The sequence below is a fragment of the Luteimonas sp. RC10 genome, assembly GCF_014192745.1.
GTDB lineage: Bacteria > Pseudomonadota > Gammaproteobacteria > Xanthomonadales > Xanthomonadaceae > Luteimonas.
Genome location: NZ_JACHYJ010000003.1, coordinates 11,072 through 37,280 on the forward strand (window position 1 = coordinate 11,072; position 26,209 = coordinate 37,280).

The 26,209-nt window shown below is 66.9% G+C and carries 18 protein-coding genes; 9 read left to right on the forward strand and 9 right to left on the reverse strand.

Features of this window, described 5'->3' with window-relative positions; genetic code table 11:
* Positions 1-44 precede the first annotated feature (44 nt).
* The 4 genes from FHW73_RS07010 to metG all read left to right on the forward strand — a co-directional run bounded on the left by FHW73_RS07010 (position 45) and on the right by metG (position 9,089).
* Positions 45-3,032, forward strand: coding sequence for a TonB-dependent receptor (locus FHW73_RS07010; RefSeq protein ID WP_183426015.1), 2,988 nt, complete (start codon positions 45-47; stop codon positions 3,030-3,032).
* A gap of 132 nt (positions 3,033-3,164) precedes the next feature.
* Positions 3,165-3,593, forward strand: coding sequence for a DUF2147 domain-containing protein (locus FHW73_RS07015; RefSeq protein ID WP_221187471.1), 429 nt, complete (start codon positions 3,165-3,167; stop codon positions 3,591-3,593).
* A 295-nt stretch (positions 3,594-3,888) separates the two neighbouring features.
* On the forward strand, positions 3,889-6,912 hold the full coding sequence (locus tag FHW73_RS07020) for a TonB-dependent receptor (protein WP_255492795.1): 3,024 nt from the start codon (positions 3,889-3,891) through the stop codon (positions 6,910-6,912).
* A gap of 116 nt (positions 6,913-7,028) precedes the next feature.
* Positions 7,029-9,089, forward strand: a complete 2,061-nt coding sequence (gene metG, locus FHW73_RS07025; RefSeq protein ID WP_183426017.1) for a methionine--tRNA ligase — start codon at positions 7,029-7,031, stop codon at positions 9,087-9,089.
* Positions 9,090-9,137: 48 nt separating this feature from the next.
* Here the strand turns inward: metG and FHW73_RS07030 are convergent, their stop codons facing one another.
* Together FHW73_RS07030 and FHW73_RS07035 are read right to left on the reverse strand one after the other, a co-directional pair.
* A complete protein-coding gene (locus tag FHW73_RS07030) occupies positions 9,138-10,817 on the reverse strand; it encodes an AarF/UbiB family protein (RefSeq protein ID WP_183426018.1) in 1,680 nt (559 codons plus the stop codon).
* Complete coding sequence (locus FHW73_RS07035) at positions 10,817-11,281, reverse strand: CinA family protein (protein ID WP_183426257.1); 465 nt, start codon at positions 11,279-11,281, stop codon at positions 10,817-10,819. The genes FHW73_RS07030 and FHW73_RS07035 overlap by 1 nt, the downstream gene beginning before the upstream one ends.
* A gap of 218 nt (positions 11,282-11,499) precedes the next feature.
* Here FHW73_RS07035 and FHW73_RS07040 point away from each other — a divergent pair, with 218 nt between their 5' ends.
* The 4 genes from FHW73_RS07040 to katG all read left to right on the forward strand — a co-directional run bounded on the left by FHW73_RS07040 (position 11,500) and on the right by katG (position 20,710).
* Complete coding sequence (locus FHW73_RS07040) at positions 11,500-14,094, forward strand: TonB-dependent receptor plug domain-containing protein (protein ID WP_183426019.1); 2,595 nt, start codon at positions 11,500-11,502, stop codon at positions 14,092-14,094.
* Between the two features lie 113 nt (positions 14,095-14,207).
* On the forward strand, positions 14,208-15,278 hold the full coding sequence (locus tag FHW73_RS07045; RefSeq protein ID WP_255492796.1) for a cytochrome c peroxidase: 1,071 nt from the start codon (positions 14,208-14,210) through the stop codon (positions 15,276-15,278).
* A gap of 66 nt (positions 15,279-15,344) precedes the next feature.
* A complete protein-coding gene (gene mutS / locus FHW73_RS07050) occupies positions 15,345-17,942 on the forward strand; it encodes a DNA mismatch repair protein MutS (protein ID WP_183426021.1) in 2,598 nt (865 codons plus the stop codon).
* A gap of 512 nt (positions 17,943-18,454) precedes the next feature.
* Positions 18,455-20,710 carry a catalase/peroxidase HPI gene (katG, locus tag FHW73_RS07055; RefSeq protein ID WP_183426022.1) on the forward strand — a complete coding sequence of 752 codons (2,256 nt, stop codon included), beginning with the start codon at positions 18,455-18,457 and terminating at the stop codon, positions 20,708-20,710.
* 58 nt (positions 20,711-20,768) lie between these two features.
* Here katG and FHW73_RS07060 read toward each other — a convergent pair whose 3' ends face one another.
* Genes FHW73_RS07060 through FHW73_RS07085 form a run of 6 tightly spaced genes read right to left on the reverse strand, consistent with a single transcriptional unit; the run spans position 20,769 to position 24,916 of the window.
* Entirely contained in the window at positions 20,769-21,395 is a 627-nt protein-coding gene (locus FHW73_RS07060) for a glutathione S-transferase family protein (RefSeq protein ID WP_183426023.1), read from the reverse strand.
* A 48-nt stretch (positions 21,396-21,443) separates the two neighbouring features.
* Positions 21,444-22,169 carry a YafY family protein gene (locus FHW73_RS07065; RefSeq protein WP_183426024.1) on the reverse strand — a complete coding sequence of 242 codons (726 nt, stop codon included), beginning with the start codon at positions 22,167-22,169 and terminating at the stop codon, positions 21,444-21,446.
* A 26-nt stretch (positions 22,170-22,195) separates the two neighbouring features.
* Positions 22,196-22,609 carry an RNA-binding S4 domain-containing protein gene (locus FHW73_RS07070; protein ID WP_183426025.1) on the reverse strand — a complete coding sequence of 138 codons (414 nt, stop codon included), beginning with the start codon at positions 22,607-22,609 and terminating at the stop codon, positions 22,196-22,198.
* Positions 22,606-23,946, reverse strand: a complete 1,341-nt coding sequence (locus FHW73_RS17565; RefSeq protein ID WP_183426026.1) for a sensor histidine kinase — start codon at positions 23,944-23,946, stop codon at positions 22,606-22,608. Before FHW73_RS17565 ends, FHW73_RS07070 begins: the two co-directional genes overlap by 4 nt.
* On the reverse strand, positions 23,943-24,605 hold the full coding sequence (locus tag FHW73_RS07080; protein WP_183426027.1) for a response regulator transcription factor: 663 nt from the start codon (positions 24,603-24,605) through the stop codon (positions 23,943-23,945). The genes FHW73_RS17565 and FHW73_RS07080 overlap by 4 nt, the downstream gene beginning before the upstream one ends.
* A complete protein-coding gene (locus tag FHW73_RS07085; protein ID WP_183426028.1) occupies positions 24,605-24,916 on the reverse strand; it encodes a PepSY domain-containing protein in 312 nt (103 codons plus the stop codon). The genes FHW73_RS07080 and FHW73_RS07085 overlap by 1 nt, the downstream gene beginning before the upstream one ends.
* 127 nt (positions 24,917-25,043) lie before the next feature.
* Between FHW73_RS07085 and FHW73_RS07090 the strand changes: the two genes are divergently transcribed.
* Complete coding sequence (locus FHW73_RS07090; RefSeq protein ID WP_183426029.1) at positions 25,044-25,370, forward strand: PepSY domain-containing protein; 327 nt, start codon at positions 25,044-25,046, stop codon at positions 25,368-25,370.
* Between the two features lie 275 nt (positions 25,371-25,645).
* On the opposite strand, the gene rplS is transcribed toward FHW73_RS07090, so the two are convergent.
* Positions 25,646-26,089: a 50S ribosomal protein L19 gene (rplS, locus tag FHW73_RS07095; protein ID WP_183426030.1), complete on the reverse strand. Its 444-nt coding sequence runs from the start codon at positions 26,087-26,089 to the stop codon at positions 25,646-25,648.
* Positions 26,090-26,209 lie beyond the last annotated feature (120 nt).

The following is a 26,209-nucleotide window of genomic DNA, read 5'->3' on the forward strand; positions in this document are numbered from 1 at the left end:
AACGGACACCCGTCCGCCTATCAACGCTTTCGAAGGGGATATCGATGAGATCTAGGACCCAGGCGAGGTGCTCCCACCTTGCGACCGCCATCTTCGCGGCCCTGGCATGTGCGCCGGCAGCGACCTTTGCGCAGACCGCCCCCCAGTCCGAGACGACCGAGCTCGACAAGATCACGGTCACCGGCTCGCGCATTCCTCGCCAGGGCTTCGTGACGCCATCCCCGGTCGTCGCGATCACCGCTGAAGAGATCCGCACCACCGGCGCGGTCACGATCGGCGATCTCATGAACGAGATGCCGCAGCTCGCCACGACCTTCTCGCTCGGCAATTCGTCGCGCTTCATCGGCACGGTCGGCCTGAACCTCCTCGACCTGCGCGGCCTTGGCACCGACCGGACCCTGGTCCTGGTCAATGGCCGCCGCCACGTCGGCGGCACGCCCGGCTCCGGCGCGGTCGACGTCAACACCATTCCTGTCGAATGGATCGAGCGCGTCGAAGTCATCACCGGCGGCGCGTCGGCAGTCTACGGCGCAGACGCAGTCGCGGGCGTCGTCAACTTCGTCCTGCGTGATTCGTTCGATGGCGTGACGATGCGCGGCCAGACGGGGATCTCGGATGAAGGCAGCTTCAAGCGCTCGTTTGGCAGCATCACCGCCGGCACCCAGTTCGCAGAAGGCCAGGGCAATGTGGGTGTCTCGGTCGAGTACAGCACCCAGGATCGGTTCCGTTTCTCGGATCGTGCAATCGGGCGGACCTCGTACCGCACGATCCAGAATCCGAACTACGACCCCAGTCGCCCTGCAGGCCCGGACAACTATCAGAGCCTGCTGCTTCCCAACGCAGGTCTGAACAGCTTCACTGAAGGCGGCATTTTTTACGATGGGGACGATAACCCGTACGTGCTGACAGCGGGCGGCAAGTTCCGGCCGCAGGACTTTGGCACGGTCAACGACCCCAACGGCTGCCAAGACTGCGACTATCTCAACCTCAACCGCGTCGCCGACCTGCAGCCCGGCTTCGACCGCGGCTCGATCAACACGATCGTCAATTTTGATTTCAACGAGAATCACCGGTTCTTCTTCGAAGGCAAGTACGCCCAGACGAAGTCGAAGTACCTCGGCCAGCCCGCTTTCAGCAGCCCGATTCCGTATTCCATCACCCGCGACAATCCCTATCTGTCGTCGGAGCTTCGCGACTTCATCGATCAGTCGGGTTCGTACGCCCTGGAGTGGGATCAGGACACCAATGTCGTGGGCACGCCGCCTGGCATCTACGTGTATCGATTCGACACCGATGCCGGACAGCGCGGCGAAGACGTCACGCGCGACACCATGCGCGCGGTCATCGGGTTCGAAGGCTCGCTTTCGCCGGATTGGACCTACGAGGTCTCGCTGGTCCACGGCAAGACGAAGGAACGCCGGATCAATGTCAACAACCGCATCACTGAGCGATTCTACGCCGGTCTGGATGCGGTGATCGATCCGGCCAGCGGCCAGATCGTCTGCCGCTCGTCGATCGATCCGACTTCGATCAATCCGCACACCGGTCTGCCGGTCACCCCGTTCGGTGCCAACGGCTGCGTGCCGTTCAGCATCCTCGGCGATGGCGCGGTCAGTGACGAGGCCCGCGCCTGGTTCAATGCCAATACCGTCAGCAAGGGGCGGCTGAGCCAGACCGTCTTCAGCGGGTCGGTGTCGAACTCTGCACTGTTCACGCTTCCCGCAGGCGGGGTTGGGTTCTCGGCCGGCGCCGAGTACCGCCGCGAGCGGAGCCGGACCCAGGCCGACGAACTGTCCAACGCAGGCCTCACGTTCCTCAACGCGATCCCGAGCGAAGGCGGCGAGTACTCTGTGAAGGAAGTCTTCACCGAGTTCAGCGTGCCGCTGCTTGCCGATCTCCCGGGCGTGGACAGCTTGATCTTCGACCTCGCAGGCCGCTACTCCGACTACGACACGATCGGAAGCACCACTACGTGGCGGGCCGGCCTGGACTGGACGGTCGTTCCGTCGGTGCGTCTGCGCGGCACGTACTCCAAGGCGGTGCGAGCACCCAACATCGGTGAGCTCTACGGCGCGCAGTCGGAGAACTTCTTCACAATCTCCGATCCTTGCGACTCCCGTCCCGGCCGCGGGATCTCCACTGCCGGCGATCCGGCGCTGCGCGCGGCCAACTGCGCCGCGCTCGGCATCCCCGCAAACTACATCTCGACCGTTCAGTCGACGCGTCCGGGGCTGAGCGGCGGCAATCCTGATCTGGCGCAAGAAGAAGGAAAGACCCTGAGCGCCGGTTTGGTCTTTACCCCCGATTTCATCCCGGGCTTCGGCGTCACCCTCGATTACTGGCGCGTCAGCCTGACCGATGCCATCTCGTCGGTCAGCGGGCAACAGGTCGCCAACCGTTGCGTGGATTCGCCGTCGGGCATTAACAACCGGTTCTGCGATCAGATCGATCGCGCCGGCGCCAGCGGCGGCGGTGGCTTCCCGGCGTACGAGATCGCCTTCGTCCGAGCACTGCTCGAGAACGTCTCCAAGCTCGAGCGTTCGGGCGTGGACGTCGAGATGTCCTACCGCAAGCCGTGGGGTCCGGGGCAGTTCGACATGCGCTTCGTCGGCACCCGGATGCTGCGGGCGCGCACGTTCGCGTTCCAGGACGATCCGGGTGAGTTCATCGAAGATGTGACGACGATCGGTACGCCTCGCTGGCGGGCGAACCTGTCGACCACGTATCGCATCCAGAACGGCTTCCGTGCGTCGTGGGAGCTGCGCTACGTCGATAGCATGCTGCGCGTGGCGAAGGAGAGCTATAACACCAATCCGTTCCAGCGCAACGAGATTAGGACCGGGTCGATGGCCTATAGCGACTTCCAGTTCGGATACGAAGTGCCGGGAACCGGCTGGGATATCTATCTGGGTATCGACAACGCGTTCGACCGCTCGCCGCCGCGTGGCTTGTTCGGCGACACCGCCGAATCGGCGCTCTTCGACAACATCGGCCGGTACTACTACGCCGGCTTTAACTACAAGTTCAAGTAAGCGGCACACGTAGGAGGCCCCGGCCCTGGCCGGGGCCTCCCTCGTTCACTTTTGAACTGGCTCACGTCTAAGCTGCCTTTCCGAGAAGCAGCGCTATAGACTCGCGCCACCAGCCCGTCAACGAGGTGTCCCATGCGCAAGATGCCAATCGCCTTCGCCGCCGCTTTGCTGTCCATTCCGTTCGTGGCCCTGGCGCAGTCTCCGGCGGGCCGCTGGAAGACGATCGACGACGAGACCGGGCGCGTGAAATCGATCGTCGAGATCAGTCAGGTCAGCAATGGCACGCTGAGCGGCAAGGTGGTCGAGGTGCTGCATTCCGATCGCGGGCCGAACCCCACCTGCGACAAGTGCACCGGCGAACGCCGCAACCAGCCGATCACCGGCATGACGATCCTCTGGGACCTCAAGCCGGACGGCAATGAATGGTCGGGCGGCACGATCCTCGACCCTGCCAACGGCAAGACCTATCGATCGAAGGCCAAGTTGATCGATGCCAACCGGCTCGGCGTGTCGGGCTGTATCGCCTTCATCTGCCGCGAACAGGTCTGGCAGCGGGAGTAAGCTCCCTTCGCACCAGCGACGGCCTGGATTCTTTATGCCGCAACCGCCTGATCCTCACGGATCAGGCGCGTGCTTGCGCGCCTTCTTGGCGTATTCAGCAAAAAAAGCGCTGTCGGAATCGCGCGCATTCAGTCGCATCCCCTCGTTCCGAGTCACGTGAGAGCAGTCGTTGCACACGACCGCAAGTCTTGATTTCGTTACGAACCTATGGCAAATAGGTTAACTCGGAGTTAATTCCGGGCGCCCTCCGAGGTCGAACTTGGCGGGCTTTTTTTTACCAAGGGGATGTATGTTGATGATTTCTAACAAGACCGCACCGCTTTGTGCGGCCATCGCGCTGTCGTTGCTGGCCACGGCAGCTGCCCATGCCCAGGACGCGGCGCCCGATACGGACACCCAGACCCTGGACCGGGTCAACGTCACCGGCTCGCGCATTGCGCGCGAAGGCTTCGTGACCCCCTCGCCGGTGACGGCCATCACTGCCGAAGAGATCCGCGCCACCGGTGCGATCACGATCGGCGACCTGATGACCAAGCTGCCGGCGCTCAGCGCGACCTACACGCTGGGCAACTCGACCCGCTTCATCGGCACCGCGGGCGTCGGCCTGCTCGACCTGCGTGGCATGGGCACCTCACGCACGCTGGTCCTGGTCAACGGCCGCCGCCATGTCGGCGCGACTCCGGGCTCGACCGCGGTCGATACCAACACCATCCCCGTCGAGTGGATCGAGCGCGTCGAGGTCATCACCGGTGGCGCCTCGGCCGTCTATGGCGCCGACGCAGTCGCGGGTGTCGTGAACTTCATCACCAAGAAGTCCTTCGAGGGCTTCGAGCTGCGCGGCCAGAAGGGCGCAGCGAGTGAAGGCGGCTTCGGCCGTCAGTTCCTCAGCTTCTCGGCTGGCAGCAACTTCTCCGACGGCCGCGGCAATGTCGCGTTCTCCGTTGAGCGCAGCGAGCAGGACCGCTTCAGCCGCACGAGCCGTGAGATCGGCCGTCGTTACCTGGTGACGCGTCCCAACCCGAACTACGATCCCTCCAAGCCCTCGAGCGAGGCGAATCCGCAGAACATCCTCGCAGGTCCGGGTGGCAACCACTCGATCTCCTTCGGCGGCTCGTTCTACACCGGCGGCGTGATCAACGCCAACAGCAATCCGTTCGATCCGACGCAGCGTTATCACTTCAATTCCGACGGCAGCTTCTCGCGAAACCGCTACGACGGCTGGTACAACGCGACCGGTACCTCGTGCATCGACTGCGACTTCACCGACCTCAACTCGCTGGCTGACCTTGAGCCGGAATTCGACCGCACCAGCGTCAATGCGATCTTCGGTTTCGACATCAACGACAACCATCGCGTGTTCGCCGAGGCGAAGTACAGCAGGACCGAAGCACACTTCTACGGCCAGTCGGCGTTCGACTCGCAGTTGCGCATCCGCACCGACAATGCCTACATCACGCCCGAACTGCGTGCGCTGATGGCTGCCAACCCCGGCCTGCTGCGGACGACGACGCTCAACGGCGCGCCGGCCGAGTACTTCGAGATCGGTCGCATGAACGTCGACGCAGGTCGTCGCGGCGAGCAGATCGAGCGCGACACCAAGCGCATCGTGGTCGGCCTGGAAGGCTTCTTCGGCGAGAACTGGACCTACGAGACCTCGTTCAACTACGGCGAGTCGTCGATCTCCCGCCTGAACCTCAACAACCGCATCAACGAGCGCTGGCACGCCGGCCTGGATACGGTCCTCGACGCCAACGGCAACATCGTTTGCCGCAGCACGCTTGACCCGAACGCCTTCAACATCCACACCGGCCGGCAGTATCGCGCCGACCTGGTGGCTGGTTGCGTGCCGTTCTCGGTCTTCGGCAACGGTGCGGTCGCAGCCAATCCCGCCGCGGCAGCCTGGTTCAACGTCGACTCGCTCAACCGCTCCAAGCTCAAGCAGACGGTCTACAGCGCATCGGTCGCCAACAACGCGCTGTTCTCGATGCCGGCCGGTGACGTCGGCTTCGCCGCGGGCGTCGAGCATCGCCAGGAGCGCAGCCAGGAGAACACCGATCCGCTGGCCGCCCAGGGTCTGACCTTCCTCAACGCGATCCCCAGCCGTGGTGGCGAGTACGACGTGAGCGAGGTCTTCCTCGAGACCACGATCCCGCTGCTGGCCGACCTGCCGGGTGTCGAGCGTCTGTCGCTCGATCTGGCCGGCCGCTACTCGCACTACGACACCATCGGTTCGACCAAGACCTGGAACATCGGTTTCGATTGGCAGGTGATCCCGTCGTTGCGTGTGCGCGGCACGACCGCCAAGGCCGTCCGTGCGCCGAGCATCGGCGAGCTGTTCAACCCGCAGTCCGAGAACTTTGCGACGATCAACGATCCCTGCAACTACTCAGGGACGAACTCGAACCGCCCGGGCACCGCTGCAGACCAGGCGCTGCGCCAGGCCAACTGCTCGGCCCTCGGCGTTCCGGTCGGCTGGCAGGACAGCTATTCCGCCAGCCGTCCCGGCGTGAGCGGTGGCAATCCGAACCTGCGTCCGGAATCGGCTGAGACTGTGTCGTTCGGTGCCGTCTGGCAGCCGGAGTTCGTCAAGGGCTTGGGCGTGTCGGTCGACTACTGGCGCATCACGCTTGATGATGCGATCGGCGCGGTGACGGGTCAGACCAATGCAACCCGTTGCGCGGACTCCCCGGGTGGCGTGACGAGCAACATTTTCTGCGACCAGATCCTGCGTGCAGGTCCGGGCGGCTACACCGACCCGTCGGGGCGCTTCTTCCCCGAGCACAGCATCTACAGCTGGCGCGCATTGAATGAGAACCTGGCCAAGTCCCGCCGTGTCGGCGTCGACTTCGAAGTCGACTACCGCTTCGAGTTCATGGGCGGCAACATGGTCACGCGCATGGTCGGCACCCGCCTGATCCAGTCTCGCGAATGGGAGTTCCAGGACTTCCCGAACGAGTACAAGGAATGGGTGACCGCGGTCTCCGATCCGCGCTTCCGCGGCAACCTGGAAGCCGCCTACCGGCGCGGCGACTGGGACGTCTCGTGGACGGCCCGCTACATGCATCACAACCTGCGCGTCGAGCCGGCGTCTTACCAGAGCAACCCGGGCCAGACCAGCCCGATCCGCAATGGTTCGTACACCTATCACAACGCCCAGGTCGGCTACACGTTCCCGGACTCGGGCATCAAGGTGTACATCGGCGCGGACAACCTGTTCGACAAGGACCCGCCGGCGAACTACTTCGGTGCTGAAGCCAGCCACGCGTTCTACGACAGCGTCGGCCGGTTCGTGTACCTCGGTGCGACCTACAAGTTCTAATCCGCTTGTTGCGTCATGAAGGAGCCCGGCTTACGCCGGGCTCCTTTTTTTTGGCGAGGACCGGGCGCCGGACCGGCATGCGATAATCCGGCCCCGTTCCTGCCGTTGCCATCGCCATGTCGCGCAAGCTGCTCGTCACTGCTGCCCTGCCCTACGCCAACGGTCCGCTGCACCTGGGCCATCTGGTCGGGTACATCCAGGCCGATACCTGGGTCCGGGCCCAGCGTATGGCGGGTGATGTTGCGCATTTCGTCTGCGCCGACGACACCCATGGCACGCCGATCATGCTGGCGGCCGAGAAGGCGGGAACCACGCCCGAGGCGTTCATCGCCGAGATCCACGCGGGGCATGTGCGCGACTTCACCGCGTTCGGTGTTGCATTCGACCATTACGATTCGACCCACTCGGCGGCCAACCGCGCGATGGTCGAGACGATCTATGCGCGCCTGGAACGCGGTGGGCATATCGCACGCCGCGCCGTCGCGCAGCTCTACGATCCGGTGCGCGGCATGTTCCTGCCCGACCGCTACGTCAAGGGCACCTGCCCGAAGTGCGGCACGCCGGACCAGTACGGCGACAACTGCGAGCACTGCGGTGCGACCTATGCGCCCAGCGACCTGATCGAACCGAAGTCGGTGGTCAGCGGCGCGACGCCCGAGGTGCGTGAGTCCGAGCATTTCTTCTTCGAGCTCGGCCATTTCCAGGACGTGCTGCGCGACTGGCTCGCCGGTGACGTCGCGGTGCCCGGCGTCAAGGCCAAGCTTGCGGAATGGCTGGATGGCGAAGGTGGCCTGCGCGCCTGGGACATCTCGCGCGATGCACCGTACTTCGGCTTCGAGATCCCCGGGCACCCGGGCAAATTCTTCTACGTCTGGCTCGATGCGCCGATCGGCTACCTGAGCAGTTTCAAGACATTGTGCGAGCGCGATGGCATCGACTTCGATGCCTGGCTGTCGCCCGACGGCGATGTCGAGCTGCACCATTTTCTCGGCAAGGACATCGTCAATTTCCACGGCCTGTTCTGGCCGGCGATGTTGCACGGCGCCGGCCTGCGCGTACCGACGCGGCTGCATGTCAACGGTTACCTGATGGTCGACGGCGCGAAGATGTCCAAGTCGCGCGGCACGTTCGTCATGGCGCGCACGTATCTCGACCAGGGCCTGGACCCCGAGGCGTTGCGCTACTACTTCGCGGCGAAGTCCTCGGGCGGCGTCGACGACCTCGATCTCAACCTCGAGGACTTCGTCGCGCGCGTCAACGCCGACCTGGTCGGCAAGTTCGTCAACCTGGCCAGCCGCTGCGCCGGTTTCATCCACAAGCGCTTCGACGCGCGGCTGGCAGACGCGCTACCCGATCCGGCCCAGTACGATCGTTTCGTCGCCGCGTTGTCGGGCGTGCGCGAAGCCTATGCGCGCAACGACCCGGCCAGTGCGATCCGCCAGGTCATGGCGCTCGCCGACGAGGCCAACCGCTACATCGACGATCGCAAGCCCTGGGTGATCGCCAAGCAGGCGGGTGCCGATGCCGAACTGCAGGCCGTCTGCACCCAGGGCCTGAACCTGTTCCGCATCCTCGCCGGCGCGCTGCAGCCGATCCTGCCGCGCACCAGTACGCAGGCCGCGGCATTCCTCGCAGCGCCCGTCTCCCATTGGCAGGATCTCGACCAGCCGCTGACGGGCCGGACGATCCAGGCCTATGTTCCGCTGTTCACCCGTATCGACCCGACTCTGCTCACCGCCATGACCGAAGCCTCCAAGGACACGCTCGCCGCCCCTGCGCCTGCCGCCCCGAACAAGACCGAGACGAAGGTGCCCGCAACGTCCGCGCCCGCGAGCACCGACGCCCCGTATATCGGCATCGACGACTTCGCCAAGCTCGACCTGCGGATCGGCAAGGTCCTGGTGTGCGAGGCCGTCGAAGGCTCGGACAAGCTGCTGCGTTTCGAACTCGATGCCGGCGAACTGGGCAAGCGCCAGATCTTCTCCGGCATCCGCGCCAGCTACGGCGAGCCGGAGGCGCTGGTCGGCCGCAATGTGGTGTTCATTGCCAACCTTGCGCCGCGCAAGATGCGCTTTGGGCTGAGCGAAGGCATGATCCTGTCGGCCGGGTTCGATGGCGGCGCGCTCGCGCTGCTGGCGGCCGATGACGGCGCGCAGCCGGGCATGCCGGTGCGCTGATCGCATGATCAGGCGGCGTGCAGCAGCGCCGCCCAGACAACATGCGCGCTACTTGCGGCCGCTGCGCCAGATCGACAGCAGGATCCACACACCGCTCAGGCCCGCGCCGACGAAACCGAGCACGCCCAGCGCCATCAGCCAGCGGTGCGTTGCGCCGCCGCTCACGCTGTTCATGACGATCGACGAGCCGATGATCAGCGCGGCGGTGACGACGCCGACCGTGAGCCGATTGGCCGCGGCGTTGACCTGATCGCCGAATGACTTGAGCGAGGTCACCTCGATCTGCGCGCGCAGGCGGCCACGGCGCGCGGTCTGCAGCAGGCGGCGCAGATCGCGCGGCAGGTCGGCCAGAAGATCGATCGTGCTCGACAGCGTGCGTTGCCCGCGCCGCGCCAGCGCGCGTGGCGAATAGCGCTGCAGCATCACCCGCTCCAGCCACGGCTGGGCGGTACTGGTCATGTCGAACCCGGGATCGAGTTGGCGGCCCAGGCCCTCGAGTGTCAGGAACGCCTTGATCAAGAGCGCAAGATCGGGCGGCAGCATCAATCCGTGCCGGCGCAGCAGGCCGGTGATGTCGGCCAGCATCGCGCCCATCCGCAGATCGCGCAGCGGCAGCCCGCGGTACTGGTCGACGAAGCTGTCGATCTCGTTCTGCAGCCGCCCCTCGTCGACCTCGGCATCGCTCGTCGTCCAGTCCAGCAGCACATCGCACACGCTCTGCGGCTGCTGGGAGACCAACCCATGGAGCAGTCGCGCGACCTGGTAGCGCAGTTCCGGCAGCACGCGGCCGACCATGCCGAAGTCGATCAATGCGATGCGACCATCGGGCAGGAAGAACAGGTTGCCCGGATGCGGGTCGGCATGGAACAGGCCGTCCTCGAACACCATCTTCATGACGATGGCACTGCCCGCAAGCGCAAGCGCGTGGCGGTCCAGGCCTGCGGCCTCGATGCCGGCCAGGTCGCCGCCGGGAATGCCGACCACGCGATCCTGCACATTGAGCCGCTCGCAGGTCCATTGCCAGTGCACCCGGGGCACAAGCACAGCTGGATCGTCGGCAAAATTCGCTGCGATGCGCTCGGCGTTGCGGCACTCGGCCGCAAAGTCCAACTCGCTCCGCAGCGAAGCATCGAACTGGCGCACGACCTCGACCGGCCGATAGCGGCGCAGGTCCGGCGCCTGCGACTCGACAATCTCGGCCAAACGCGCGAGCAGGCGCAGGTCGGCTTCGACGATCTCGCGAATGCCGGGGCGCCGCACCTTCAGCACCACCGGCGTGCCGTCGTGCAGCCAGGCCAGATGCGCCTGCGCGAGCGAGGCGGCGGCGATCGGCTCAGGCTCGAAGCGTGCGAACGCGGTGTCCGGCGCCTCGCCCAGGTCTTCGATCAGCTGGGCATGGATCGCCGCATACGGCACCGGCGGCACCTGGCTCTGAAGTCGGCCCAGTTCTTCGATCCAGTCCGGCGGCAGCAGGTCGACGCGCGTGGCGAGGATCTGCCCAAGCTTGACGAATGTCGGTCCCAGGTCCTGCAGCGCATGGCGGACCCGTTCGGGCTGGGTCATGCGCGCGGTGTCGGCCGCGTGGAGATGCAACAGGCGACCGGCACGCTCGAGCGCGCCGGCCATGCCGATGCGCTGCACGACATCGCCGAAGCCATAGCGCACCAGGACCGAGGCGATCTCCTGGATGCGGCCCAGATCGCGGACGGTGGCGAGCGTCTCCCACATCAGTCGAGCGTCGCCTCGAGCCCGCGCAGCGCCGCCGCGACGGTCTGTCGCCGTACCGCCTCACGGTCGCCTTCGAAATGATGGATCTGCGCGCGCGCATAGTCGCCGCGCCGCTTCCACGCGATCCACACCGTGCCGACCGGCTTGTCGTCGCTGCCGCCGCCGGGCCCGGCGATGCCGGTCACCGCAACCGCGATGCTGGCGCCGGAATTGACCAACGCGCCGGACACCATCTCGATTGCGGTTTCGCGGCTGACCGCGCCATGCGTTTCCAGCGTCTGCAGACTGACGCCCAGCAACGCCTGCTTGGCCTCGTAGCTGTAGGCCGCCAGGCCGCAATCGAACCAGTCCGAGCAACCGGCGATATCGGTCATCGCCTTGGCGATCCAGCCGCCGGTGCAGCTTTCGGCGGTCACCAGGCGATGGTGGCGGTCATGCAGCAGTCCGCCCAGCCTGGCGGCCATCGTCTGCAATGTCGCGTCATCGGGAATTGCGCTCATCGTCCTGCATGCCTGTTCAAAGGCCTGTTTTACCGCATCCGCACGCGCGCGTCGCGCATTCAGGGAATTGACCCGCCGTCGCCATCGCGCGATCATGCCGCGCCGCCAGCATCAGGGCCGTGCCAGGTTTCCTCGCCAGCACATGGGCATCCCGCCCGTTTCACCGCTGACAGGAACCTTGCATGCATCGCCTCGCCCTGGCCGTCTCGATCGGCCTGCTCGCCATGTCCGCGCACGCTGCCGGACAGTCCAACGACGTCATCTCCGCTCCGCCCGATCGTTCCGACGCCGCTCCAGCCGCAACCGGCGACGATCTCCTCCCCACCACGGCCCTTCGCTTCGGCCCACTGCGCGTGCCCGGCCAGCGCGTGCTCCGCTACCAGGAGGGGATGGCGCTGGGCGAGGACTACATTCGCAATACGAACACCGCCGATGGCGACTTGGCAACACTGCTGCGGATCAACCCCGCCGTGCAGTTCGCTGATACCGCGCGCACTTCGCGCAATGGCGGCGAGATCCGCCCCGCCGACATCAGCATCAATGGCGCTCCGTACTACCAGAACCTCTTCATCGTCGATGGTGCCAGCTTCAACAACGACATCGATCCGGGAAACACGATCTACGGCTCGAGCAGTGTGGTGGTGAATCACTTCTTCGATATTCCCAGCAGTGGCCAAGGCATCGCGCTCGACACCGAGCTTATCGAAGGGCTCGACGTTTACGACAGCAACGTGCCGGCCAGTTTTGGCGGATTCACCGGCGGCGTGGTCGACGCGCGTACACGCCGGGCACGCGATGCGTTCTCCGGCAAGGCCTGGTTCCGCATCGCCCGTTCTGCCTGGGACGAAATCCTGATCGCCGAGGGCAATGAAGCCGCATTTGCCGATTCCACGACCTATATTCGGCAACCGGACTACGACAAGCAGAAGTTCGGCCTGCGGCTCGAAGGCCGCACCGAGCAGGGGCTCGGCATCATCGGCACGATCACCCAGACTCGCTCGACAATTCCGCTCAAGGCCTACAGCACCACCGAAAGCATTGCAGACGCGAATACCAAGGAACAAACGCGCAAGAACACCGCAATCTCGCTCAACGTCGATTGGGCCCATGACGATGGCGTGTCACTCAGTGCTTCGCTGCAACACGCGCCGAGCGAAGATCGGTACTTCATCGTCAACCAGAAGGACTCCTGGATGGACCTGAAATCGGGGGGGCCGGTGATGTCGTTCCGAGCTGATGTCGAGCACGGCGCCTGGCGCTTCGGCAACGCCATCAGCTACAGCGACGTCGAGAGTTCGCGCGCCACGCCCGTGGACTACTGGAAGTCTTGGGCCCGCTCGGAGGACAAGTACTGGAATTCGGCAAGTACCAACAACGAAGGCAGCGGCGGCAACATCAACCAGCACGACCGCAAGGTCGCGTACAAATTCAGTGCCGTGCGTGACAGCTTCATGCTCGGTGGGATCGAGCACACGCTCAGCGGCGGCTTCGGTTATCAGCGACGCAAGGCGTTCTACGAGCGTCCGAACGTCCACAGCTATTACTACACCCCCACCGCCACGACCAGCTGCACGCTGTCCGACGGCACAATCGACCTCGATACCTGTTCACTGGCTCCAGTCACGGAGTCGCGCGCTCAGGTCGTCACCGGTCAAGGCCAATACCTCGCACGCGCGGTCATCTACCGCGCCGGCAGCATCGAGGTCGAAGGTGACGAGTGGAACGCGTGGGTCCAAAACGATATCCAGATGGGCAACTGGAGCGTCCGACCAGGCCTGCGATTCGACGACGACAGTATCTGGGGCCGCCCATCTGTCGCGCCGCGCCTGTCCGCGTCATGGGACGTCCTCGGCGACGGCAGGAGCATACTGACAGGCGGTGTGAATCGTTACTACGGCAGGAATTTCTTTACGTATCTGATGCGTGAAGCACGTGGCAAGCTCGCGACGGAAAAGAGGCGGACCAGTGCCGTGCAGCGGTGGGAAGAGGCCGCCGGGACCGTCCAGACCACAGACAACCGAATCTCAGACCTGGACATTCCCTACACCGACGAGTGGACGATCGGCATCCGCCAGCAGTTGTCCGGCTTCGACTTCAACCTCAAATATGTGAACCGCGAAAGCCGTAGACAGGTGCTTCGCCAGAGCGTCCGCAGTGACGACTCGACCGGCTATTACAAGACCAACGTCTACGAGTACAACAACAACGGACGCAGTGCCAGCGGCATCTATTCTCTGACTGTCACGCCGACCGTACGTTTGAATGCTTTCGGCTCGAGCACCGGTTTCACGCTTGCGCTCGACCAGAGCGATGTCCGCCGTAACTACAACGACTACGATACGATCTGGAATGAAGATACATTCAACGAACTGATCGTCTATAAGGGTAATGTGATCTCCAGGTACGACATCCCGGCAACGAACTTCAATCGTCCTTGGACCGCACGCCTTTCCACACAGACCCGCTTCGAGGCACTGGGTCTTTCCTGGAGCAACTTCCTTCGCTATCGGGCTGGATACCGCGACGTCGGAATCGTCGACGAGGCTGAGGTCGACGGCGCCTCTCTTGATGTCTACGACGATGTCGACTATCCGCGCAGTTGGACCTGGGATTCCACAATCGAGTACGACCTGCCGATCCCTCGCATCGATGCATACGTCAGGGTCGAGGCAACCAACGTGTTCAACCGCATGAACCGGATTGTTGGTACGACCGCCACCGGCACCTACTACGAGCCCGGCCGCAGCTACTGGCTCGAACTCGGCTATCGGTTCTGAGCACGATGACGCAGGCCCCTGCGCGCCCGCGCCGTCGAAGGACCGCGCGGGTGTCTTGCTGCGCGCTTGTTGTGTTGCTCGGCGCGTGGATGCCGGTCGCGGCAGGCGAGGCCATGCAGGCGCCTGGAGGGGCCGCCTGCACCGACCGCCTGCGCACCGACGGTCCCCCTGTCGACTTCGCCTGCCTGCGCCGCGTCTATGCGCAGCCGAGCGAACGCTGGCCGGCGCCGCACGTCGATCCGGGCGTGACCTGGCGAGAGTTGGCACCGCTGCCGCGCACGCCGCCGACGCCAGCCGACAATCCATCCACGCCCGAACGCGTCGCGCTCGGCAAGCGACTGTTCGAAGATCCGAGACTGTCGCGCTCGGGCCAGATCGCGTGCGCGAACTGCCACGATCCGCAATTGGGCTGGGCCGACGGGCGCAGTGTGTCGTTCGGGCACGACCGCCAGACTGGCCGACGCAATGCGATCTCGGTGGCGACCAGCGCCTGGATGCGCACGCTGTTCTGGGACGGGCGCGCGGCGTCGCTCGAAGACCAGGCACTGCACCCGCTGGTCGACGGGCGCGAGATGGCGAACCGGTCGCTGGCTCCCACCATCCGACGCGTGCGGCGCGATCCGGCGTATCGCGCCGCCTTCGCGGCCGCCTACGGCAGCGATCGCATCGACGCGCAGTCGATCGCCAGATCGCTGGCAACGTTCCAGCGCAGCCTCGCACCGCGCACCGGGCGGCTGGATCGGTTCCTCGCCGGCCGCACGGACCAGCTCGACGACCGCCAGCTCTGGGGCCTGCACCTGTTCCGCACGCATGCGCGCTGCATGAATTGCCACAGCGGTCCGGAGATGACCGACCACGGCTTCCATAACCTCGGCCTGCACTTCCACGGCCGTCGCCGCCAGGACCTAGGCCGCTACGAGGTCACCGGTGATCCGGCGGACGCAGGACAGTTCCGCACCCCGTCACTGCGCGGTGTCGCCCGTACTGCGCCGTACATGCACAACGGTCTGTTCCCGCATCTTCTTGGCGTCGTGCGCGCGTACGACGCCGGCATGCCGGCGCCGCGCCCGTCGCCCGCCCAGCGCAACGATCCGACGTTTCCGCGCCCCGACCCGCTGCTGCGGCCGCTCAAACTGCAGCGCGAAGAGATCGAGGCGATCGTCGATTTCCTCGAGCAGGTCTAGCGGCCGGCGGCGAGGAATCGGGCGTTGAGGCAAAATGGCCGGCCGGCTGGCCCCTTTCGAGACGCGATGACCGCCCCCCAACACACGCCCCTGATGCAGCAGTTCTTCGCCGCCAAGGCGGAGCACCCGGACGTGCTGTTGTTCTTCCGTATGGGCGATTTCTACGAATTGTTCTATGACGACGCCCGCAAGGCGGCGCGGTTGCTCGACATCACGCTGACCCAGCGCGGCAACTCGGCCGGCGCGCCGATCCCGATGGCCGGAGTGCCGCACCATTCGGCCGAAGGCTATCTGGCGCGGCTGGTCGCGCTCGGCGAGTCGGTGGCGATCTGCGAGCAGATCGGCGACCCGGCCGCGAGCAAGGGGCTGGTCGAGCGCAAGGTGGTGCGCATCGTGACGCCGGGCACAGTGACCGACGAGGCGCTGCTGCAGGAGCGTCGCGATACGCTGCTGATGGCGGTCGCACGCAATCGTGCCGGCCACTATGGCCTGGCCTGGGCGGATCTGGCCGGTGGGCGCTTTTTCGTCTGCGAATGCGCGAACGAGGACACGCTGGAGGCCGAGCTCGCGCGGCTCGATCCGGCCGAGCTGCTGGTGCCCGACGAGGACGGCTGGCCGGCGTTCCTGGGCGAGCGCAGCGGCATGCGCCGGCGGCCGCCGTGGCTGTTCGATGCCGATTCGGGCCGCCGCCAGCTGCTGCAGTTCTTCGGCCTGCACGACCTCACCGGCTTCGGCATCGACGACCGGCCGCTGGCGATTGCCGCAGCCGGCGCGCTGCTGGGCTATGTCGAGGAGACCCAGAAGCAGCGCCTGCCGCACCTGACCTCGATCGCGGTGGAAAGCGGCGATGGCGCGATCGCGATGAACGCCGCCACGCGTCGGCATCTCGAACTCGATACCCGCGTCGACGGCGACACCCGCAACACTCTGCTCGGCGTGCTCGACAGCACGGTCACGCCGATGGGCGGACGCCTGCTGCGCCGCTGGCTGCACCGCCCGCTGCGCGACCGCGGCGTGCTGGGCGAGCGCCTGCATGCGGTCGAGGCACTGATCGAAGGCGGCGCCGATGTCGCACTGCGCGAGCGCTTCCGTGCGCTCGGCGATCTGGAACGCGTGCTCACGCGCATCGCGCTGCGATCGGCACGGCCGCGCGACCTGTCGACGCTGCGCGACGGCCTGGCGCTGCTGCCCGACCTGCGCACCACACTGCAGGCAATCGACTCGCCGCGCCTGCGCGCATTGCACGACGCCCTCGGCGAACACGGTGAGCAGGCCCATCTGCTGGCCACGGCCCTGGTCGAGCAGCCGCCGGTGCTCGCGCGCGACGGTGGCGTGTTCGCCGACGACTACGATGCCGAGCTGGCCGAACTGCGCCGGTTGAGCACCAACGCCGACCAGTTCCTCGTCGACCTGGAGGCGCGCGAACGCGAGGCCAGCGGCATCGCCACGCTCAAGGTCGGCTACAACCGCGTGCATGGCTACTTCATCGAGATCGGCAAGGCGCACGCGGCCAAGGCCCCCGCGCACTACACCCGGCGGCAGACGCTGACCAATGCCGAGCGCTACATCACCGAGGAACTCAAGCAGTTCGAGGACAAGGTGCTATCGGCGCGCGAGCGTGCGCTGGCCCGCGAACGCCTGCTCTACGAGCAGTTGCTCGACGCGCTCAACGCCAGCCTCGAGACCCTCAAGCAGTGCGCGGGCGCGCTCAGCGAACTCGACGTGCTCGCCTGCTTCGCCGAGCGCGCACAGGCACTGGACTGGTCGCGCCCGCAGCTCGACGCGCACCCTGGCGTGCGTATCGAGCGCGGTCGCCATCCTGTGGTCGAAGCGGTGCGGCGCGAACCCTTCGAGCCCAACGATCTGGTGCTCGGCGACGGTCCCGAGTTCGGTGACCGGCGCATGCTGGTGATCACCGGCCCGAACATGGGCGGCAAGAGCACCTACATGCGCCAGAACGCGCTGATCGTGCTGCTCGCGCACATCGGCAGCTTCGTGCCGGCGGCCCGCGCGACGATCGGCCCGATCGACCGCATCCTCACCCGTATCGGCGCCGGCGACGATCTCGCCAAGGGCCAGTCGACCTTCATGGTCGAGATGGCCGAGACCAGCTACATCCTCCACCACGCCACCGACGAATCCCTGGTGCTGATGGACGAGATCGGCCGCGGCACCTCGACCTACGACGGGCTCGCACTGGCGGACGCCTGCGCGCGCCATCTCGCAGGGCGCAACCGCAGCTACACGCTGTTTGCGACCCACTACTTCGAACTGACCGCGCTGGCGCAGCCCGGCAGTGGCATCGCCAACGTGCATCTGGACGCAGTCGAGCATCGCGACCAGCAGGGCAATGAGACGCTGGTGTTCATGCACGCCGTCAAGGACGGGCCGGCCGACCGCAGCTTCGGCCTGCAGGTCGCGGCACTGGCCGGCCTGCCCAGGCAGGTCGTGCGCGATGCCCGCGCGCGGCTGGCCGAGCTCGAGCAACGGCGCAACGACACGCCCGCGCCACCGATGTCGGCCGACACGCTCGGCACCCCGCAGCAGATCGGCCTGTTTGCGCCACCGTCGGCTGCGGTGGAGGCACTGGCCGGAATCGATCCCGACGCGCTGACGCCGCGCGAAGCCCTTGAGGCGTTGTACCGGCTCAAGACCCTGTTGTAAGCGGCATCGTCCGCGCGATCGATCGGGGATCGCCGTCACGCAAGGGCGCGGCATGCCGCGTCCGGAGCTGCTGTCGCACGCGCACCTGGCGCTCGTCGGGCGCGGCGACTTCCCGCGGCGCTCGGGCCGCAATGGCCGCGGTGCCCAGCGGGCGCCCAAGCGGATACCGTGCTTTGACGCGCCTGTCCACGCGCCGCCGTCCGCGACGAAATGACCGTCGCGCGAGCGGCCAGGGACCCTGCCCGATAGCTGAAACCTATCGGAATCAGGAAAACAATCGATTTCAACTTCTTGATCGACGCGCCTAATCTGCGGGCTCTCCTGCACAGATTGGCCCGCCACCATGCACCTTGCGCCCTCGCCCCTTACCGGTGCCACGGCGTCGCCAGCGCCGCACGCCGGCGACTGAGTCCCCGACCCGGCTTGCCTGCATGGCACCGCCCGACCCGTCCGAACTCCCACGCGCCCGTCCCGCAATCGCGCCGCGCGCCACCGACCGACAAGGTAGCCCCATGTCCACCGAAGCCAAATGCCCCTTCCATCACGACGCCGCGGTCCAGGGCACGAGCAATCGCGACTGGTGGCCCAACCAGTTGCGCGTCGATCTGCTCAGCCAGCACTCGTCCAAGTCCGATCCGATGGGGCCGGATTTCGATTACGCGGCCGAGTTCGAGAAACTCGACTATCACGGCCTCAAGCGCGATCTGCGCGCACTGATGACCGATTCCCAGGACTGGTGGCCGGCCGACTTCGGCCACTACGGCCCACTGTTCATCCGCATGGCCTGGCACGCGGCCGGAACCTACCGCACCGGCGACGGCCGCGGTGGCGGCGGCCGGGGCCAGCAGCGATTCGCCCCGCTCAACAGCTGGCCCGACAACGTCAATCTCGACAAGGCCCGCCGCCTGCTGTGGCCGATCAAGCGCAAGTACGGCCAGCGAATCTCGTGGGCGGACCTGCTGATCCTCACTGGCAACGTGGCGCTCGAGACGATGGGCTTTCGCACATTCGGCTTTGCCGCCGGGCGCGAGGACACCTGGGAACCCGACCAGGATGTGTACTGGGGCCGCGAGACGACCTGGCTCGCCGGCGACGTGCGCTACGCGCATGGCTCGGATGGCGTCGAGAAGCCCGGGGACGCGGCAGTCCTCGTCTCCGATGACGATGCCGACGGCGATGTCCACACGCGCCGGCTTGAGCGTCCGCTCGCCGCGGTGCAGATGGGCCTGATCTACGTCAATCCCGAAGGCCCGGACGGCAACCCCGATCCGCTGCTCGCCGCGCACGACATCCGCGACACCTTCGGCCGCATGGCGATGGACGATGAGGAAACGGTCGCGCTGATCGCCGGCGGCCACACCTTCGGCAAGACGCACGGCGCGGGCCCGGCCGAGCATGTCGGTGCGGAAACCGAAGCGGCCGAACTTGAGGAACAGGGCCTGGGCTGGCGCAGCAGCTTCGGCTCGGGCAAGGGCGGCGACACGATCACCAGCGGCCTGGAAGTGACCTGGACGACGACGCCGGCACTGTGGAGCAACAACTTCTTCGAACATCTGTTCGGCTTCGAATGGGAACTGGAGAAGTCCCCGGCCGGCGCGCACCAGTGGGTCGCCCGGGACGCCGGCGATATCGTGCCCGACGCCCATGACCCGGCAAAGAAGCACCGCCCGCGGATGCTGACCACCGACCTGGCCCTGCGCTTCGATCCTGTGTACGGCAAGATCTCGCGCCGCTTCCTCGAAAACCCACAGGCGTTCGCCGACGCCTTCGCCCGCGCCTGGTTCAAGCTGACCCACCGCGACATGGGACCACGCGCACGCTACCTCGGCCCCGAGGTCCCGAAGGAAACGCTGCTCTGGCAGGACCCACTGCCCGAGGCCGAGCACCCCTTGATCGACGCGGCCGACGTCGCCACGCTCAAGGCCCAGGTGCTGGCGTCTGGCCTGACGGTGTCCGAGCTGGTGGGCACTGCGTGGGCCTCGGCGTCCACGTTCCGCGGCAGCGACAAGCGCGGCGGCGCCAATGGTGCACGCATCCGTCTGGCGCCGCAGAAGGACTGGCCGGTCAATCGCCCCGACCAACTGGCGCGGGTGCTCGACGTCCTGCAGCGCATCCAGCGCGCGTTCAATCTCGACGCGCCGGGTGGCAAGCAGATCTCGCTGGCCGATCTGATCGTGCTCGCGGGCAATGCCGGCATCGAGCAGGCGGCGAAGGCCGGTGGACGCGAGGTGACCGTGCCGTTCTCGCCCGGTCGCACCGACGCGTCCCAGGCACAGACCGATGTCGCGTCGTTTGCGGTGCTCGAGCCGCACGCCGACGGCTTCCGCAACTATCTGTCCGGCGCGTCAGCGATTCCCGCCGAAGCGCTGCTGATCGATCGGGCGCAACTGCTGACGCTGACCGCGCCCGAACTGACCGTGCTCATTGGCGGACTGCGTGTGCTCGACATCGGCGTCGACGACGCCCGGCACGGCGTGTTCACCGACCGACCCGGCGTGCTGAGCAACGACTTCTTCGTCCACCTGCTCGACATGGACACCGCCTGGTCGCCCCGCTCCAAGGCGCGTGATGTGTTCGAGGGTCGCGATCGTCGGAGCGGCGCGCGCAAGTGGACCGGCACCCGCGTCGACCTGGTGTTCGGGTCCAATGCCGTGCTGCGTGCGCTCGCCGAGGTCTATGCCAGCAACGACGCCCAGGACAAGTTCGTCGATGACTTCGTCGCGGCCTGGACGAAGGTGATGGAGCTCGACCGCTTCGACCTGCGCTGATCTGCATCGGCGCAGGCAACGCGGACGGCCGCGCAATGCGGCCGTCCGCGGTTGCGCGTCAGCTCGCTGCCGACGCCTGCGCGGCCAGGGCGTCGTCTCGCTTCGCAGCCGCCTGCGCCGCCGGGCGTGCAGCGTGGACGCGCACGAACTCGACAAAGGCCGGCCGCGATGGGAGCGCGCCGATCCGCATGTAGTAGCCCAATACGGCGGCCATATACAGATCCGCCGCACTGAACCGCTCGCCGGCCAGGAACTGTCTGCCCGTCACCGCCTGCTCCAAGGTCCGCATCACATCGTCCGCGTTGCCGTAGCCGGCCGCGCATGCCGGTGCGAGCGCGCCGGCTTCTTGCGCGGTGAGCAGCGATTCGAGCGGCCCGGCCAGGAAGAACAGCCACCGGTAGTAACTGCCCCGCTCGGGCGACCCGGGCGGTGGCGCCAGTTGCCTGTCGGGCACCAGCTCGGCGAGATAGGCGCACACCGCCGCATTCTCGGTCACGACCGTATCGCCATGCCGGATCGCCGGCACCTTGCCCATCGGATTGATCGCCAGGTATGCCGGCGACTTCATGCTGCCTTCGTAGGTCAGCAGCACCTCCTCATAGGGCAATCCCGTTTCCTCCAGCATCCAACGGGCCACCCGGCCACGGGACATCGGATGGGTGTAGAAGGTCAGCGTTTCGGTCATCGGGCTTGCTCGGTCCGGAAGGAGCGCCCAGTCTCCGCGGCGCCGCTGTCATTGGTTGTCAGCAGCGTCGTCGCCGCCCGGTGTCGCATGCCGCACGGTCCGCCGCTGGGCATGCCATCTGCGCAGCAGCTCGTGGCGACGCACGGTGTAACGCACCCCGGTGTCCTCCAACGACACCACCCGGTCGGCACGGAAATGACGGAAATCGCCGCGCGTCTCGCACCAGGCGGCGAGCAGGCGGGTATCGGACAGGAAGGCCATCGCGAACGGCCAGATCGTGCGCTCGCTGCCGCGTCCTGCGGCGTCGGCGTAGTGCATCCGCAACGCGCGTTCGCCCCGGATCGCGCGCCGCAGGATCGGCAGCCAAGGCTCGGGCTCCGATGGCGCCCAGTGCGGGGCGAACAGACCGCTGGTCTCCACCTGCAAGCGCAATGCAGCAGGCAGGACGCCGACCAAGCGGTCGAGTGCGCGGGTGGCCGCGGCCGCCAGTTCCGGATCGGCATGGCTGCCGACCCAGCGCGCGCCCAGCACCAGCGCTTCGAGTTCCTCATCGCAGAACATCATCGCGGGCAGCAGGAACCCGGGGCGCAACAAATAGCCCAGGCCGGGATCGCCGTGGATCTCGGCACCCTGCCCGCGCAAGGCCTCGATGTCGCGATACAGCGTGCGCAGGCTGATGCCCAACCGGTCGGCCAGCTCGCGTCCGGGAACAGGCCGGCGCCGTCGTCGCAGGTCATCGAGCAGGCGCAGCAGCCGTGTTGCACGTTCGGACATGGTCCTGCCTTCCTGGCGCGCCGGAGCTACAGCGCGTCGATATCGCCCAAGGCCCGGATCAACCGCCGCGCACGCTTGTCGGGCTTGTGTTCGGGCGCGCGATAACCGGCGCGTTGTGCACGCTGTTCGGCGACGCGCGCCAGGCGCGCAGCACGCGAGTCCTCGGATTCGGCATACAGCCCCTGCGCCACGCTGGCCGGTCCGCGCGTGTCCGACAACCCGGCCACGACGACCTCGAACACTTCCTCGCCCCGCGCCACACGCAGCGCATCGCCGAGGCGCACCGCACGCGCGGGCTTGGCCCGCTGGCCGCCGACATCGACCTTGCCGGTCTCGATCGCCTGCTTGGCCAAGGCACGGGTCTTGAAGAAGCGTGCCGCCCACAACCAGAGGTCGAGGCGGACGCTGTCGGCGGCATGGGCGCCAGGGGCTTGGTTCATCGATCCGATATCGGTGCGCCGGCCGGCAAATCAAGCACGGCGCGAAAGCCCCCCGGGCGGTTGTCGAGGACCAGACTTCCGTCATAGCCGGCGACGATCCCCTCGACGATCGACAACCCCAGGCCATGACCTGGGACCCGGCTGTCGAGCCGCACACCGCGCTGCAGGGCCTGCGCCATCGTCTCGGGCCGCATGCCCGGCCCATCGTCATCGACGGCAATGCGCAGACGCTCGCCCTCGCGCGACGCATGGACATACACCCGCGTGCAAGCCCACTTCACCGCATTGTCGAGCAGGTTGCCGAGCATCTCTTCCAGGTCCTCGCGCGCACCGGCGAACACCAGCGCCGGTGCGATCTCAGTCGTCAGGCGCAGCCGGCCATCGGCACTGCGTGCAAGCAGGGTACGCAGCGCCTCGACGACCGGCGCCACCGGCGTGCGCTGACGCGGATCGAACGCGAAGCCGCCGACGAGCCGGCGCTCGACCTCGCCGCGCATGCGCTGCACCTGCGCGGCGACCACGCCGGCAATGTCATCGCTCGGCGCTTGCGCCTCGGCCGAGAGCACCGCCAGCGGCGTCTTGAGCGCGTGGGCAAGGTCTTCGGCCGCGTGTCGCGCACGCGCGACGCGGCGCGCATGCTCGTCGAGCAGGTCGTCGATCTGTTCGGCCAGCGGCGCCGCCTCGGCCGGCCAGCATTCGCCGCCGAAGCGCACGTCGTCGCCGTCGCGCACGCGTCGCAGGATGCCGCGCATGCGGTGCAGCGGACGCAGCCCCCACTCGACCTGCCAAGCCAGCAGCGCGAGCAGCACGGCCGCCGCACCTGCGAACGCCAGCATCGCCGTCCGCCGGAACTCCCGCGTCTCGGCGATCACGTCGCCGCGGTCCGCAGCCACGTAGATCGGGATCGAGGCCGCCACATCAGGCAGGCGCAGTTGCTGGGCGCGCACCCGCAGCCGCTGCCCGCGCGGGCCCTCGGCATCAAACCGCAGCGCGGAGCCGCGCGCGACCGACGCGACCGGCAGGTCGCCATCCCACAGCGAGCGCGAGCCGATTGCCGCGTCGCCATCGCCGATCCGCCAGTACCAACCGGAGAACACCCGAGCCCAGCGCTCATCGGCCGGCTGGCGGCGCAATTTCCAGCCGCCATCGGGCCGCGCCTCGATCAGCCCGGCCAGTGTCGCGAAGTCATCATCGAGGCGGCGGTCGAGTGCACGCTCGCCGGAGCGCGCGAACATCGCACCGAGCAGGCCGCCTGCGATCGCGGCCGAGATCGCCACGCCCAGCGCGCCAGCCAGCCACAGGCGCCAGCGCAGCGACAACACGCCGGTGCGACTCACGGCGCCTCCGACAGCCGAAACCCTTGCCCGCGCACGGTGTGCAGCAGCGCGACCCCCAGCTTGCGCCGGATGCGCCCGACCAGTACGTCGAGCACGTTCGAATCGGGATCGTAGCCGTTGTCATAGACGTGCTCGCCGAGTTCGGCGCGGCTGACGACACGTCCTGCGTGATGCATCAGATAGGCGAGGATGCGGTACTCGCGCGCCGTCAGTGCCAGTGGATCGCCGTCCAGGGCGAAACGGCCCGCATGGGCGTCGAGCTCGAGCGCGCCACAACGCAGCCTCGGCGAGGCATGGCCGGTACTGCGGCGGATCAACGCCTGCACGCGCAGCACCAGTTCCTCGATCTGGAAGGGCTTGGTCAGGTAGTCATCGGCGCCGGCATTGAAGCCGGCGAGCTTGTCGTGCCAGCGACTGCGCGCGGTCAGCACCAGGACCGGTAACGCAAGCCCGGCCTCACGCCAGCGGTGCAGCACCGAAACGCCATCCAGCCCAGGCAGGCCGAGGTCCAGCACAGAGGCATCGTAGGCCTCGGTCTGGCCACGGAATTCGGTCTCCACGCCGTCGTCGACGCAATCGACCGCGAACCCGGCTGCGGCGAGAGCGGCAGCCACCCGTGCGACGAGCTCGGCATCGTCCTCGGCCAGCAGGATGCGCATCAGTCGTCGATCTCGACCTTGAGCAGGCGCCCGGTCCGCGCATCGTACTTGAGCTCGACGACGCGGCCGTCGCCCATCAGGATCTCGATTTCGTACTCGTCGTCGTCCGTGTCGAGCTCGACCTCGAGCACGCGCCCCGGGAAGCGCCGCTCGGCATCGGCCAGCATCCGCTCCAGGCGGACGAACTCGCCGCTGCGCACTCCGTCGCGGGCATAGTCGGCACCGCGGCGGGTGTCGGGCGAATCGGCATGCAAGGGAGCGGCCAGCAGGCCGGCGAACAGCAGCGGGAGCGGAAACAGGAGGCGTTGCATGGCGCCAGTGTGGGGGAACGGATTAACGATGCGATGAACGTGTCGATCAGACCCCGGTTAGGCGCGATCGGGACACTGCGCCTCGACCGGTCGCCGACCGGCCCATCATCGACCACGAGGACCTCCCATGAAGCACCGTCTCGCCATCGCCTGCCTGATCGCCGCCGCGGGCGCCGCTGTTGCCCTGCCCGCCGCACTGGCACAGAACCGCGATGATCGCGGCGATCGCCTGCACGCGGCCGCAGCCGCGCAGGCCGACCCGCGTTCTGACGCCAATACGGCCTCGCTCGACCGCATCCTGGCCGACGCCCAGCGCCGGCATCCGGGCCGCGTCATCGAGGTGTCCTACGACGACGGGGAGTACGACGTCGAGATCCGCCAGAACGACGGGCGGATCGTGGAACTCGAGTACTCCGCGCGCACCGGCCGTCTGCTCGACACCGACTACGACTGAGCGCGGCAGGCACGACATCGTCGTGATCTGCAGGGCGCCGGACGCAAATCCGGCGCCCTCATTCGCGCGGGTCAGATTGCGCGCGTGTCCGATCGCATCGCATGGCAGGGCCGCGACGTGGCCTTGACCGTGGGGAGAACGGCGTTCCGGCTGGCAGGCCGCTGCCCATCCGAGGCAGACCTTCCCACATGTGGAGACCCCCTGTTTTCCGGACGCCGCAAACGCAGACGGCCGCCTTGCGGCGGCCGTCGTGCGACATCGAAACCGGGCCGGAATTACTCGGCAGCCGGCGCCGGTGCGGCGGCGGCAGCGGCCTTGTCGGCGCGTGCCTTCTCGTTCTTGGCCTTCGCCGAGGCCGACAGGTCTTCCTTGATGCGGGCCTTCTTGCCTTCCAGGCCGCGCAGGTAGTACAGCTTGCCGGCGCGGACCTTGCCGCGGCGCTTGACTTCGACCGACTCGATCTGCGCGCTGTGGCTCTGGAACACGCGCTCGACGCCGTAGCCGTGCGAGATCTTGCGGACGGTGAACGCGGAGTTCAGACCGGCGTTCTTCTTGCCGATGACCACGCCTTCGTAGGCCTGCACGCGCTCGCGGTTGCCTTCCTTGACCTTGACGTTGACGACGACGGTGTCGCCGGGGCCGAAGTCGGGAAGCTCGCGCGCGGTCTGGGCGCTTTCGAATTCCTGCAGCAGGGTGTTCAGGGAGGGCTTGGTGGTCATGGTCTTGGCCTGTTGGAGTCGTTGTAGGCGTGGTGCACGTGGACGCACGCTCTGGCATGGCGGGCGCGATGGCCCGTTGTTTTGGTTAGCCGCGCATTATAGGCCCAGCCGCCCGGCGAA